Source organism: Mycolicibacterium vinylchloridicum (genome assembly GCF_013404075.1).
Taxonomy (GTDB): Bacteria; Actinomycetota; Actinomycetes; order Mycobacteriales; family Mycobacteriaceae; genus Mycobacterium; species Mycobacterium vinylchloridicum.
Map to the genome: position 1 here is coordinate 56347 of NZ_JACBJQ010000028.1, position 12868 is coordinate 69214.

Annotated in this window: 12 protein-coding genes; 5 read left to right on the forward strand and 7 right to left on the reverse strand. The window is 65.2% G+C overall.

Translation table 11 applies throughout. The features are described from left to right. Nucleotides 1–5: 5 nt before the first annotated feature. Nucleotides 6–1217, reverse strand: coding sequence for a thiolase family protein (locus HPC46_RS21895; RefSeq protein ID WP_179473787.1), 1212 nt, complete (start codon nucleotides 1215–1217; stop codon nucleotides 6–8). Nucleotides 1218–1252: 35 nt separating this feature from the next. Beyond that, the gene (locus tag HPC46_RS21900) at nucleotides 1253–1651 is read right to left on the reverse strand and encodes a Zn-ribbon domain-containing OB-fold protein (protein ID WP_179473795.1); all 399 of its coding nucleotides are present in this window, start codon (nucleotides 1649–1651) and stop codon (nucleotides 1253–1255) included. 127 nt (nucleotides 1652–1778) lie between these two features. Between HPC46_RS21900 and HPC46_RS21905 the strand changes: the two genes are divergently transcribed. The 3 genes from HPC46_RS21905 (at nucleotide 1779) to HPC46_RS21915 (ending at nucleotide 4139) form a co-directional block, all read left to right on the forward strand. Further along, nucleotides 1779–2249 carry an SRPBCC family protein gene (locus HPC46_RS21905; protein ID WP_179473797.1) on the forward strand — a complete coding sequence of 157 codons (471 nt, stop codon included), beginning with the start codon at nucleotides 1779–1781 and terminating at the stop codon, nucleotides 2247–2249. A 112-nt stretch (nucleotides 2250–2361) separates the two neighbouring features. Then, nucleotides 2362–3453: a TIGR03857 family LLM class F420-dependent oxidoreductase gene (locus tag HPC46_RS21910; RefSeq protein WP_179473799.1), complete on the forward strand. Its 1092-nt coding sequence runs from the start codon at nucleotides 2362–2364 to the stop codon at nucleotides 3451–3453. A gap of 17 nt (nucleotides 3454–3470) precedes the next feature. Further along, nucleotides 3471–4139, forward strand: coding sequence for a TetR/AcrR family transcriptional regulator (locus HPC46_RS21915; RefSeq protein ID WP_179473801.1), 669 nt, complete (start codon nucleotides 3471–3473; stop codon nucleotides 4137–4139). Here the strand turns inward: HPC46_RS21915 and HPC46_RS21920 are convergent. Then, complete coding sequence (locus HPC46_RS21920; RefSeq protein ID WP_233716559.1) at nucleotides 4075–6477, reverse strand: putative bifunctional diguanylate cyclase/phosphodiesterase; 2403 nt, start codon at nucleotides 6475–6477, stop codon at nucleotides 4075–4077. The genes HPC46_RS21915 and HPC46_RS21920 overlap by 65 nt on opposite strands. A gap of 183 nt (nucleotides 6478–6660) precedes the next feature. Here HPC46_RS21920 and HPC46_RS21925 point away from each other — a divergent pair, with 183 nt between their 5' ends. Beyond that, nucleotides 6661–7452 (forward strand): SDR family oxidoreductase, encoded by a 792-nt coding sequence (locus HPC46_RS21925; RefSeq protein WP_179473803.1) that lies wholly within the window; start codon nucleotides 6661–6663, stop codon nucleotides 7450–7452. A 204-nt stretch (nucleotides 7453–7656) separates the two neighbouring features. On the opposite strand, the gene HPC46_RS21930 is transcribed toward HPC46_RS21925, so the two are convergent. Together HPC46_RS21930 and HPC46_RS21935 are read right to left on the reverse strand one after the other, a co-directional pair. After that, nucleotides 7657–9009 carry a cytochrome P450 gene (locus HPC46_RS21930; protein WP_179473805.1) on the reverse strand — a complete coding sequence of 451 codons (1353 nt, stop codon included), beginning with the start codon at nucleotides 9007–9009 and terminating at the stop codon, nucleotides 7657–7659. 96 nt (nucleotides 9010–9105) lie between these two features. Then, nucleotides 9106–9909 (reverse strand): DUF1906 domain-containing protein, encoded by an 804-nt coding sequence (locus HPC46_RS21935; RefSeq protein ID WP_179473807.1) that lies wholly within the window; start codon nucleotides 9907–9909, stop codon nucleotides 9106–9108. Nucleotides 9910–10060: 151 nt separating this feature from the next. Here HPC46_RS21935 and HPC46_RS21940 point away from each other — a divergent pair, with 151 nt between their 5' ends. Then, nucleotides 10061–10780: a type II toxin-antitoxin system VapC family toxin gene (locus tag HPC46_RS21940; protein ID WP_179473809.1), complete on the forward strand. Its 720-nt coding sequence runs from the start codon at nucleotides 10061–10063 to the stop codon at nucleotides 10778–10780. Here HPC46_RS21940 and HPC46_RS21945 read toward each other — a convergent pair. Together HPC46_RS21945 and HPC46_RS21950 are read right to left on the reverse strand one after the other, a co-directional pair. Beyond that, nucleotides 10770–12071: a cytochrome P450 gene (locus tag HPC46_RS21945; RefSeq protein WP_179473811.1), complete on the reverse strand. Its 1302-nt coding sequence runs from the start codon at nucleotides 12069–12071 to the stop codon at nucleotides 10770–10772. The genes HPC46_RS21940 and HPC46_RS21945 overlap by 11 nt on opposite strands. 74 nt (nucleotides 12072–12145) lie before the next feature. After that, nucleotides 12146–12844, reverse strand: coding sequence for an AAA family ATPase (locus tag HPC46_RS21950; RefSeq protein ID WP_179473813.1), 699 nt, complete (start codon nucleotides 12842–12844; stop codon nucleotides 12146–12148). Nucleotides 12845–12868: the final 24 nt, after the last annotated feature.

Sequence of the window (12868 nt, forward strand, 5' to 3'; positions counted from 1 at the left end):
GGAGATCAGGCCGCGGACTTCTCCAAAATATGGACACCGCAGGCTGATCCGAGGCCGATGACGTGCGCCAGGCCCACTGTGGCGTTCTCGATCTGGCGATCACCGGCCTCGCCGCGCAGGTGGTGACAGATCTCCCAGATGTTGGCAATGCCCGTCGCGGCGATGGGATGCCCCTTGGACTGCAGCCCGCCCGAGACGTTGACCGGTGTCGAGCCATCGCGCCACGTGGCGCCGGAGTTGAAAAAGTCCGCGGCACCGCCCTGTTCGCACAGCATCAGGTTGTCGTAGTGGACCAGCTCGGCCGTGGCGAAGCAGTCGTGCAGCTCGACGAGGTCCAGATCGCTCGGGCCGACGCCGGCCTGCTCATAGGCGGTGGCGGCAGCATTGCGGGTCAGGGTGTTGACGTTGGGCAGTACCTGACAGCCTGCTTCGTAGGGATCGGTGGTCAGCACCGAGGCCGACACCTTCACCGCACGCCGACGCTGGTCGAGCGACAGGGATTTCAACGTCTCACCGTTGCAGACGATGGCCGCGGCCGCGCCATCGCAGTTGGCTGAGCACATCGGGCGGGTGTTGGGGTAGGCGATCATGACGTCGTTCATGATCTGTTCCAGCGTGAACCGCTTCTGGTAGGCGGCAAGCGGATTCAACGTCGAATGGGCATGGTTCTTCTCGCTGATCTTGGCGAAGAGTTCGAAACTGGTGCCGCCGTATTTGTGGCCGTACTCGTTCCCGATCTGAGCGAACACGCCGGGCATGGACTCGGTGCCGATCCGCCCGTCGATGGGTGCCACCGCGCCGTAGCGGCCTGACGGCTCCCACACCGCGGCATCGTCTTTCTTGCGGCCACCGGCACCGAGAAGGCCTGCGCCAGAGAGCTTTTCCACCCCGACGGCCATGCCGTAGCGAACCTCGCCGGCCTTGACGGCCATGATCGCCGTTCGCAGTGCGGTGGCGCCGGTGGCGCACGCGTTGGCCACGTTGTACACCGGGATGCCGGTCTGGCCGATCTGCTTCTGCAGCTGCTGGCCGATTCCGGCACTGGCATTCATCAGGTTGCCGGCGGCCAGCACCCCGATGTCGGCCATGGTGATGCCGGCGTCGGCAAGCGCGCCCGTCGCAGCCTCGGCGGCCAGGTCGATCGTGTCCTTGTCGGCGTGTTTGCCGAATTTGGTCATTCGGATACCGAGGATCCAGATCTCGTCACTGGCACTCATCGCATCTCCTTGGCAGGGCTCGGGTAGTGGGGCAGTCAGGCGACGGGCTCGAAGCCGAAGCCGATGGCCTCGGTGCCGTTTGCGTCGGCGCCAAGCGAGTAGGTGCTCAGGCGCACCTTCATCCCGTCGCTTACGTGTTCGGGATCAGGCTCGACGTTGACCAGGTTGGCGCGCACCTGGGTACCGTCGCAGTCCACCACAGAGGCCACAAACGGAACCGGCACACCGGGTGCGGCGAAGGTGACGATGGTGAACGTTCGTACCGTGCCGTGCGTGGCGACGGGGACGGTCGTGAAGTCAGTGCCGAAACAGCCCGCGCACGCATTGCGCCGATCGAAGAACCGAGCGCCACAGCCGGTGCATTCGTGGGCGACGAGGTGAGGTTCACCATCGTCGAGCACCAGGTAATCGACCATGGGTATCTGCTCGGCCATGTGAACCTCCGTTCGTATGTCTCAGTGACGCTAGCGAGTGCTCAGCGGGGGTGATAGGCCGGGGTGGAATTCGCCCACCCACGTGCCAGTTGCGCGGGCGGGAACCTGGAGCGCATGCTTTCCGATCATGCCGGTCACCATCATTGACGCGGGACCCAACCAAGTCAGCCGCTCCACAGAAGTCAATGCCTCCGCGGCCGAACTGTACGCCATGGTCGCCGACCCTCGCCGCCACCACGAATTGGACGGTTCCGACACCGTCAGCGACAACATCAAGTGTCCAGACAACATCGCCCTTGGTTCGCGATTCACGACCGGGATGAAAATGTTCGGGGTGCCCTACCGGATCACCAGCACCGTCACGGCTCTCACACCCGACGAACTGTTCGAGTGGCGCCACCCGTTCGGACATCGCTGGCGTTGGGAGTTCGCTACTCTCACACCCACTCTCACGCGGGTGACCGAGACATTCGACTACCGCGACACCGGCCCCATCAAGGACACGCTGAAGTACTACGAGCGCATGGGTTTCGCCAAAGCCAATGCGAGAGGTATCGAGGCGACGCTGACCAAGTTGGCCGCGCGCTACAGCCGTTGAGGGCATGTCGCTGCGCACGAGGTGCGGACTCGCCAAGTTATTGAGAAGGTTCATTGACAATTGCGGCCGCACAGGTCAGAGTGCTAGGCGTCGACGGCACGAGAGGCAATCCATGAGCACTGCTCCGCAGCTCAACGAACTCGGTTATTACGCCGTGACCAGGCACCCCGCCGATGTCCGCGTGGCACTCCCTGAGGCTCGCGCGGCAGAGGCGCTCGGCCTGGGCTCCTGCCACATCGGTGAACGCTTCACGGTCAAGGACGCCGCGGTGCTTTCCGGTGCGCTCGCCGGTTGCAGCACAACCCTGGGCATCGCCCCATCGACGAACTACCAGACCCGCCATCCCACCGTCACCGCGACAGTGGGATCGACGATGCATGCGCTCACGGAAGGCCGTTTCGCCATGGCCTTCGGGCGCGGGATGGCCGCATATTGGCAGGCGATCGGTCTTCCGGTCGTGACCGAGGCCCGGCTGCGTGATTTCTTCGGAATCCTGCGCCGGATGTGGGCCGGCGAAACCATCGTCGACCATGACGGCCCGGCAGGAAGGTGGCCGCTACTGCGCCACGTGAGCGGATTGCCTGACGGGCCACCCATCGGGTTGGTGGCGGTTGGCCCCAAGACCATGGAACTCGCGGGCGAGATCGGTGATTTCGTTGTGTTGCATACTTTTTTCTCCGACGAGGCGACGACGGCGTCGGTTGCGGCAGTGCGCCGGGGAGCCGAGCGCGCGGGTAAGGATCCCGACAGCGTCCGGATCTGGGCTTGCCTGGCAACAGTTCCCGACGCGTTGTCGCCCGAAGACCAGATGCGCCGTGGGGTCGGGCGGCTGGCGACGTACCTGCAGGCCTACCCGGACGTGCTGGTTTCCGCCAACGGCTGGGATCGGACCACGTTCGACCGCATCAGGCAGTCCGCGCTGTTCACCGACGCTGCGGCCGCCGGACCCATCGATGCAAGTGCGTCGTATGAGACACTGCAGCGGATCGCCGAACTGATTCCGGCCGATTGGCTGGACTCGGTGGCAAAAGGATCGCCCGAAGAATGCGCGAAAACCATTGCTCGACAATATGACCTGGGCGTGCATTCGGTCATCATGCACGGTGCCAGTCCGCACGAGATCGCACCTGTGGTTCAGGCATACCGAGGCGCACGCCCGACGCTGCGACGGGTGGTCGCACCGAATCCGGGGAGGTTCGCCTGACCGGCCCCGGCAGGCCCGTGCAGGCCGACCGCGCCCGAAAGCAGTGGGAAGCCAGGGTTCCCAGCGAAGTGCCCCAGTCGGCGGCGGGTACCCGACTGAACAAGCGGGGACGTCAGACCCGGGCGCGTCTGCTCGACGTTGCCATCCGGTGCCTGGCCGACAGCGGAGGCGAGCCGGTGTCGGCGAACCGCATTGCCAAAGACGCAGCCGTCACCTGGGGCACAGTGCAACACCAGTTCGGTGATCTTGACGGCCTTTGGGTGGCGGTGATCACTGAAATCCACTCCCGCAGTTGGGATTTCAATTCGAATACCTGGCCGGAACACGCCCCCACGTTGCGCGAACGGGTGGAGACCGTCATCGACTCGGTGTGGAACTACCTGGACACCACCGAGGGCAAGGCGCTCACCGCGCTGCGCACCTCGTTACCGGCGCGCCGTTCCGATATCGCCGCCGAATATCCGCGTACGGCAGCCGCATTCGCGGCCCGCGAACTCGACTGGATTCAGGGCTTCGACTATCTGATGGACGGACTCGATCTCGATCCGGACAGGCTCTACCGGGTCCGGTGCCTGCTGCCCGCCGCGATCCGGGGTCTGAGCAACGAACGACAGATCGGCTTCACCTCGGATCTCGACATTGCCCGTGCGACGTTGGCCGACGCAGTGGTGGCATTGCTGGCCTAGCGGCCAACCGCAGCACATCGTCAGCCGAGAGCGGCACGCTGAAGTAGAAACCCTGTACGACGTCACAGCCGAATTCGGTGAGTTGCGCGGCGACCTCGGCCTCCTCGACTCCCTCGGCAACCACGGTCAGGCCCAGCTCGTGAGCCAGCGCGATCACCGCGCGGACCACCGTCGCGACGCGGGCGTCTTCCAAGATGGGCATGATCAGCCGCCGATCCAACTTCACCTCATCGACAGGCAGTTCACATAGATAGGCCAGGGTGGAGTAGCCACTGCCGAAGTCATCGATAGCAATCCGGATTCCGCTGCGGCGCAGCTGGTTCAATACATCTCGGGTGCCTTCGATATTGCCGAGCACCAAGTCTTCGGTGATCTCCACAGTCAGTGTGCCGGCCGGTAGATTTCGCGCGGCCAATGCCCGACGAAGACGAGCAGGGAGGTGTGGGTCAGCGAGCAGAGGTGCCGACATGTTGACTGCGACTGGCAGCGGCAATCCCTGCCGGTGCCACTGCAGCGCCGCGTTGAGCGCGGTGTTGACGACCAAGTCGGTGACCGGGCGCATCAGATCGTGGTGTCGAACCAGCGGCAGGAACTCGTCGGGGCTGAGCAGGCCGCGCCGGTGATGCGGCCAGCGGACCAGCGCCTCGACCCCGACCATGGTGTTGGTGAGAAGGTTGAACTTCGGCTGGTAGAGCAGGGTCAGTTCGACGGAATCGATGGCGTGGCGCAGCTCGCCAAGCAGTTGGATCGCGGCGGCATCGCCGGCCGAATGGGTGCCCTGCGACTGCGGAAGGACCTCGCCGAGCGGGGCGGCCACCTCCAAGTCCGGCGTGAACCTGTGGACGCCGGCGGTGCGCGCCTTCTTGGCGGCATACATCGCCAGGTCGGCCCGCTTGACCAGGTCTTCGGCCGATACCCCCGGTTCGTCCGCGCCGGCCACCGCCAGCCCGACGCTGGGCCGAACGAACAGTTCGTGGCCCTCGATGGCGAACGGCTTGTCGAACGACTTTGTCACCCGGTGAGCGATGTGATCGGCGTACTCTTCTGCAGCGTCATCGTCTACGAGCACGACGAATTCGTCGCCGCCGAGGCGCGCCACGGTGTCACTGTTTCGTACACATCCCAGGATCCGTTCCCCGACCCGGTTCAACAATTCGTCGCCCGCGGGATGCCCCAGGGTGTCGTTGACGACTTTGAAGTCGTTGAGGTCCAAGATGATCAAGGCCACCGACACATGGTCGCGCTCGCGGCGCCGCATCGCCTCCTCGAGACGGTCGGAGAACATCGCACGGTTGGCCAGGCCCGTCAGCGGGTCGCGCAGCGCCTGTTCGGCCACGGCGGCCAGCAGCCGACGGTTCTCCGTGACCGCCAGGTACTGGCGGCCCAGCACCGCGAAAATCAGCAGCGCTCCGACGAGCTCCACCACCGGGGTTTGAAAGATCGTCGCCGGCTCGGCTGCCGCGACGATACCCGCCAGGAGCAGTGGGGTATAGGGAAACCAGACGGGTGCCCAGCTTGTCGAGGCGGGTAGCTTCTTTGGCGGACCTACCTCATCGCGGCTGACTGTTGCAGCCAACATGATGAGTAGCAACCCGGCTACCCATCCGATATCGATCAAACTGCCGCTGGCGTAAGCGTTCTCCACCGAAAGGTAGGTGAAAGCGCTGTCGGACAAGGCGATGCAGGCCACCGCGATCGTCAGCATCGCCAACACCAGGCGTTGATCTCTCGCCGCTCGCAGCCACGCCATCGCTGCGACGGTGAGGATCACCACGTCCGAGATCGGATACGCCAGTGAGATGACCATGGCCGCGGCGCTTTCGGAGCCGGCGGCATACATCGGGCTCAGGATGGTCACCCAACTCACAACGAAGAGGGACCCGGCAACGACCAGCCCGTCGAGCAGGGTCCGTCCTCGCGACTGCCCGGTGTCGGCAGGGAAGAGGAGCAGACCGACACAGAACCCGACCGGCATGACCAGGTAGGCCGCATCGGCCAACGAGGGAAACGGGGGCTCTTCGAGCGCGAGTTCGTAGTAGGTCCAGAGCACCTCACCGAGCACCCAGCCCACCATCCCGATCGTCATCGCGACCCATGCGGCCCGCAGCCTGCCGTGTACCGCTCGCGCCGCCAAGGCGGCGAAGATCGCCCCTGCAGCGCTCAGAACCACGAACACGAGGTCGTTGACGGCTTTGATCGATGTGCCAGATGACCAAGCGCTGAAGGTCCACAGCACGAAGGCCGTGAAAACGGCCGTGGCACCCGTCGCGACGTAGGCGGTTTTGGGCATCGCCGCCCCTTCCTGCACCGCCCGGGGCACCACGTCCGGGGACAACATAAAACCAGCCAAGGATAGCGGACACGCAAACCAGAACCACGGCAAACTAGCGGCTAGGGCCTGGAATTAATTCCAACTGGACGCGCGACCAGCAATGTTTGGTGTCGCCGGCCCTGACCATACCGACCCGCGCGATCCGCGAACGGCCGGTACGACGCCCAGGCGTCCGTTAGACATGTGGCCGTGAACATCGACGGATCGGTGGCCGTAGTCACCGGAGCAGGCTCGGGTATCGGCAGGGCAGTTGCGGCAGCTCTCGCCGCGGCGGGCGCCGCGGTGGTGGTCGGGGACATCGACGCCGCTTCGGCGGCGAAGACCGCGGCGATGATCGACGGTGTCTCGGCGGTGTCGGACGCCTCGAGCACCGAGGGCATCGCGGCCCTGCTCGACACCGCGCGGCGTGCCTTCGGCCCGGTGGACATCTACGTCGCCAACGCCGGCATCACCGGCGAACCCGGGCTCGGCGACGACGAAGCGGCGTGGGACCGCATCATCGACATCAACCTGCGCGCCCACATCCGCGCCGCCAAAGCTGTGCTCCCGGAATGGGTCGAGCGTGGTCGCGGTCATTTCGTTGCCGTCGCCTCCGCCGCCGGCCTGCTGACCCAGATCGGTGCCGCACCCTACAGCGTGACCAAGCATGCCGCCGTCGGGTTCGCGGAATGGTTGGCAATCACATACGGCGACAGGGGGATTGGCGTGAGTTGCGTCTGCCCGATGGGCGTGGACACCCCGCTGCTGCGCGGCATGTCCGACTCGCCGGACGAAGAGATCCGGGTGGCCGGCGCTGCTGTCAGCAGTGCCGGTGCGGTGCTCGACCCGGACACCGTGGCCGCGCTCACGATCCAGGCCATCGCCGACGGGTCATTTCTGGTGTTGCCGCACCCCGAGGTGTTGACCATGTATCGACAGAAAGGCTCCGACTACGAGCGGTGGATCGCCGGGATGCGCCGCTTCAAGCGCACGCTGGGGTAGGCGTTTCGATCGGGACGGCGCGGGGTAACAAAGGCCCAACGTCGAGAATGCCGGCGTCGGACTTGGACGAAGGAGAGCTCATGATTCCGTTCATCTGCCTGAGCTGCGGGGGTTTCGACATCGACAATCCCGACTGTGTATCGTGCGCCGGCACCGCCAACGACGACGCGGCGGCGTGACGCCGAGGATGTAGGTTCCACAGCCTCAGCGCGTTCGCCGGCGCACACTCGCCGGGATCGGCGCACCCGCCACCATCGTGAACGGTACCTCGAGCGGGAAATCGGTTGCCGAAGAGCGTATTTCGACGCGGCGGATAATGGTCGCCAAGGCCAGAGTGGCTTCCAACATGGCGAAGTGATCACCGATGCAGGTCCGCGGGCCGGCTCCGAAAGGTATGTACTGCCAGCGGTCCAGGCTTGCGAAATTCTCCGAGCTGAAGCGGTCGGGGTCGAAGTCCAGCGGGTTCTCCCATAGGGCTGGATCGCGCTGCATGCCGAAGACGCCGACCAACACCATGCTGTCGGCCTGCACCCGGTAGCCGTCAACCTCGATATCGCGCATGGCTGTGCGCCCGGCGACCACGACCGGCGGACACAGCCGCAGCGCCTCGCGCAGTACCTGCACGGTGTAGCCCAATTGGCGAACGTCATCGGGCGTGAGGGCGCGATCACCGAGTGCCGCGACTTCAGCGGCAACTCGGTCCTGCACCTCTGGGTGCCGGCCCATGGCCCACAACGCATAGGCCAGGGTCGTCGCCGTGGTGTCGTGGCCGGCGACCATGAATGCGATCAAGTCGTTGCAGATGTCGGTGTCAGACAGTGCGCGCCCGGTGTCGGGATCCGTGGCGTTGATCAACGCATGCACCAGCGGCGCGTCGCGATCAGGGTCGGCTCGGCACGCCTTGAGCACGTCCGCGGCGAGTCCGCGAAGCGTCGCTCCCGCTGCCCGGGCCCGGGCCCTTGCCGGGGTGGGTAGCCACCACGGCGCACGCACAGGGCGCATGCCCCGGTCAGCGACGTACTTCAGCGCCACGTTGAGCGGCTCGGCGAGCGCTTCTGCGCGCTCATCGAGGTCCAACCCGAGCACTGATCGGCCCAGGACACGCATCGTCAGGCGGCGGGCCTCGAGGTCGAGGTCAACGGAGGCGCCATCACCCCAGCTTTGGGCGATCATCTCGGCGACCTCGGCCATGTGACCACCGAATTTCGCAACCTGCTGCGGGGTGAAGACCGGCTGCAAGGTCCTCTTGCGCGAACGCCACGGAATGTTCGGCAAATCGGCGAGGTTATCGCCCAGCAATCGCCGGATTTCCTGGTGGACCAGGGTCCGATCACACGACTCATTGTTGCGTGCCAACACATCTCGCGCGCCGGTGGGCGACATGACAAAGACGATGGTCGGGCTCTTCAACCAGCGCGGGCCGAGCGCCACCCGGGTTACCTGGCCGCCGGCCTCCCGGAGCTTGACTTGGCCCGTGTGGTACTGGCGAGCCCACTTCATCTTGTCCCGCAACGGCAGCGGATTGGCCGGTACCAGTGGAAGTTCGGTGCTGGTCATCGATCCCGCTGCACGTGCATGATCACTGGCCCCTCCCTGCGCTCCGCGTCGGAGCCCCCTTGCGCAAAGCCTAGCGGTCGTCGGGAAGAACCGACGTCATGGATGCAGGTTCCACTGGCCGACGTCGGAGGCCAGGACGTCGTTGACGTCGACTTCGAGGCCACCTACCAGCGGGCCTGGATTCGACGCGGTGGCCACCACGCGCTGGTAGAGCGCAGCGCCCGGGTGCACCCGGTTGCCCGACCAGGCTTTCGTCTGCCAGGCCCACCAGCGGCCGGGCGTGCTCGACCTCCCGATGACCCCATCGGCCGCGGCCCATTCACACACATCGATGCCGCCGTAGACGCCGGTGCGCTGGACGCCGATGACCGAGTTGATACCGCGAAACCACTGCAGGGCCACCCGATTCCAGGTGTCGCGGTTGATGTCCTCGTCGATGGTGAAGTAGATCGGTGCGCTCTGGCCGCCGCCTGCGGCGGTGTGCAACTGCCAGGCCGTGCGCGCGTCGGCGATACCGCCGGCGTAGCCCCGCAAGAAATCCGACGGTGCCGTCCCGCCGGGCTTGCCGTACTGGAAGTTACTGACGATCACCAAACCCGCCGCGGTGAGCGACTCGGCGTAGGGCCGGGTGATGGGTTTGGCGCCGAACGACGACCCCGGACGCGACGTTGACACGTAGTTGACCACGCCGGAATGACCGGCTGCCCGGATGTACTGCGCGGGGATCTGTTTGGCGGCGAAGTCGATCAGCGTGGGAGCGGCCGCCGCCGCGGTGGGGATACCGCTTGCCACCGATGCCGCCGCACCCAGGCCGGTCAACGCCGCGGCGTAGCGCAGCGCATCACGCCGGGTGACCGGACGTGACGGCCGGACGCGGGCAGCCGGGAGCCAATCGTGCATCGCGTGATGTTAACGATGTGACTGTTGTTAACGGTGTATCCACGCTGGCCGTGTCCGGTATTGAACCGAGATGAGTCCCGGCCGTTACCCGATGCCGGCGGGGGAGGGGCACGCGATGTGCGCCGAGAGCATCTCGCGTTAGCGTGAAGCGGTGGACTGGGAGTTCGAGGCTGAGGTGTTTCAGTGGCGTGGGCCTGCACCGTACTTCTTTGTCGCCACGCCCCCGCACGTTGATGACTTCCTGCATGCTCACATCGGCGAGCTGACGTACGGCTGGGGCGGTATTCCCGCCGGGGTACGGATCGGCGCGACCGAGGTGACGACGTCGCTGATGCCGAAGGACGGTGTGTATCTCGTACCGCTGAAAGTGGCGCTACGCCGGTCCGAGGGGATCGACGACGGCGATACCGTGCGGGTGCGGCTCCACGTCGGCGGGCAGAACATCGCTGCGGCGTCCCAAGGAGCTGAGATGACCACCTTCGTCATCGACGCACAGGTGGCCGTCAACCTCGCCGCTACCGGAGCGAACATTCCACCGCGACACAGCCTCACGGCTCCCACGCTGTTGCGCTCGCAGGTCCTGGCCCTGGTGTACGAATCGGTGCGCCGCGGCGAAATCGACGACCGGGCCGGCCGGCAAATCCTCGACGATATCCGCGCGCTGCGGATCCGGTTCCTCGGCGACCGATCGCTGGAGGATCATGCGTGGCGACTGGCCGCCGAGCTGAATTGGCCGGACGTCCACCAGGTCCAGTACATCGCGCTGACCCAACTGCAGGCGGATGCCCTGGTGACCGCGGATACCGAACTGGCAGCCGCAGCGCGCGGGTTCGTCAGGATCGCGTCCCCGGCCGACATCCTCAAGGCCTAGGAGTCCAGGCGACAGGCAGCCGCTTGATGCCGTGGATGAACGCCGAGTGCAGGATGGCGGGTTCCTCGACGGCGACGATATCGGGGACGCGGTTGTTCAACTCTTCGAACATCACCCTGATCTCCCGGCGGGCGAGATTGGCGCCAAGACAGAAGTGGGCTCCGCCACCGCCGTATCCCAAGTGCGGGTTGGGATTTCGGGTCACGTCGAACGACCAGGGGTTGGCGAATTTGGTCTCGTCGCGATTGGCCGAGTTGTACCACATCGACACCTTTTCGCCGGCCTTCATCGTCACGCCACCGAGTTCGACGTCGTCGGTGAGATTGCGGCGCATGAAGATCACCGGCGTGGCCCAGCGCACGATCTCCTCGACCGCGGTAGTGGCGACACCGTCGAAATCGGACCACCAGGTATCCCGGGCTTCGGGATACCTGCTCAACGCCACCATGCCGTGACTGATGGCGTTGCGGGTCGTCTCGTTGCCTGCGGCCGACAACAGCATGAAGAACGAGGCGATCTCCGCAGACGACAGCCGCTCACCATCGACCTCCGCCTGGACCAGATTGGTGGTCAGGTCGTCGGCAGGGTCGCAGCGGCGAGCCTCGGCCAACTCCATGCCGTACGCGGCGATGTCGAGGACCGCCTGGATCACCACGTCGTGATCGGAGGCCACCTCCTTGTCACCGACGCCCAACGCGACCGACGTCCAGTGGAAGATCTTCTGTTGGTCGGCTTCGGGGATGCCCATCATGTCGCAGATGATCTGCAGCGGAAACGGGCCCGAGAGGCACTGCACGAAGTCCGCCTTACCGTCGGGATGGTTGGCCACCATGTCGCTCACCAGTTGCTGCGCCCGGTGACGCACGCTCTCCTCGATGCGGGCCACCATCTTGGGGGTGAACGCGCGGTTGACGATCGACCGCAGCCGCAGATGGCGCGGGTCGTCGAGATTGATCATCGATCCGCCGAACTCCGCGACCGCGGGGTCGATCTCACTCAGCGACACGCTCGTCGGAACCGAACTGAACACCTCGGGGTGCCGGCTCGCATGGTGCACATGCTCGAACGACGTCAACGCCCAGTGCCCGGGACCCGATTCGAATCCGGGCACCGTGGGGGCCTCGAAGAACGCGACCGGCGCCTCACGACGCAGCGTCGCGAACGCCCCGTCTCGCCGATCGTCGTCCCACCCCCAGAACTCGAGCGAGCCCAGGTCGATATCGCTCAATGGCACGTCCGGTGGTGGTGTGCCGTTTGCGCAGTGCGTGATACCCGATTCGAGCGTTGTCATGGTGACCTCCCGAGCCGACCGCGTCCGCCATATCCATGATCACGCAGGCCGCAGCCACGGGCACCGGTATTGCACTACCTAACTTCGGGCATGTGGTCGATGATTCGGTCCAGTTCGCTGACCCGCTCTTGGCGGCTACCGGTCAGCTCGGCGAATCGGCATGTCAGGGGAGCCCGCCGGGGGAGTTCCTCGTGATACAGCCTCTTGAAGGCCCGATCGATCCAATTCCGGTAAAACCATTCCACCGAGCGAATCCCGTCATCCTCCATCGCCGGGTCGATCGCCGGATCTCCGGTAAGAGGAAGGAAGACAATCAGGTCGTAGCTTCCTAGAGCGTTGCTGTGCAGAACCACTGACCACAGCTCGTCGATGTAGGCAGTCGTGATATCGGACGGGAACCGCAGATCGGCTTTCTCCTGCATGTCAGCGCGAACTTCCACCGTTCTGTGCCTTTGGTTTTCGGCAACGCCGTGATCGCTTCCCATTGCCAGCGCGTACTCCGAGTAGGGGATGAAGTCCAGACAGCTGCGATCGCAGATCACGTCAACATCGGGGTGGTTTGCCCTGGCATCGTTGATGCGATCGATCGCGTGCCGCGTCATCAAGGTGTTGCAGCGCTGGCTTGCGCGCTCCGCGAAGTGGATACGTTCACCTCGTGCCGCCAGATAGCGGTAGGGCTCGTCTTCGACCAGGAATTCGGGATGCGCGGTGTGAAAGTCCCGCACAAGAGTGGACTTGCCCACGCTGTGAGTGCCACTGATGGCGATTCTCATCGCGTGAACTTACATCGCCGCGTC

Bases quoted from the DNA above. Each gene is read 5' to 3' on its own strand.
- HPC46_RS21905 (WP_179473797.1), top strand. From the start codon at position 1,779: ATGCCGGTCACCATCATTGACGCGGGACCCAACCAAGTCAGCCGCTCC.
- HPC46_RS21920 (WP_233716559.1), bottom strand. From the start codon at position 6,477: ATGTTGTCCCCGGACGTGGTGCCCCGGGCGGTGCAGGAAGGGGCGGCG.
- HPC46_RS21895 (WP_179473787.1), bottom strand. From the start codon at position 1,217: ATGAGTGCCAGTGACGAGATCTGGATCCTCGGTATCCGAATGACCAAA.
- HPC46_RS21935 (WP_179473807.1), bottom strand. From the start codon at position 9,909: ATGCACGATTGGCTCCCGGCTGCCCGCGTCCGGCCGTCACGTCCGGTC.
- HPC46_RS21900 (WP_179473795.1), bottom strand. From the start codon at position 1,651: ATGGCCGAGCAGATACCCATGGTCGATTACCTGGTGCTCGACGATGGT.
- HPC46_RS21930 (WP_179473805.1), bottom strand. From the start codon at position 9,009: ATGACCAGCACCGAACTTCCACTGGTACCGGCCAATCCGCTGCCGTTG.
- HPC46_RS21910 (WP_179473799.1), top strand. From the start codon at position 2,362: ATGAGCACTGCTCCGCAGCTCAACGAACTCGGTTATTACGCCGTGACC.
- HPC46_RS21950 (WP_179473813.1), bottom strand. From the start codon at position 12,844: ATGAGAATCGCCATCAGTGGCACTCACAGCGTGGGCAAGTCCACTCTT.
- HPC46_RS21945 (WP_179473811.1), bottom strand. From the start codon at position 12,071: ATGACAACGCTCGAATCGGGTATCACGCACTGCGCAAACGGCACACCA.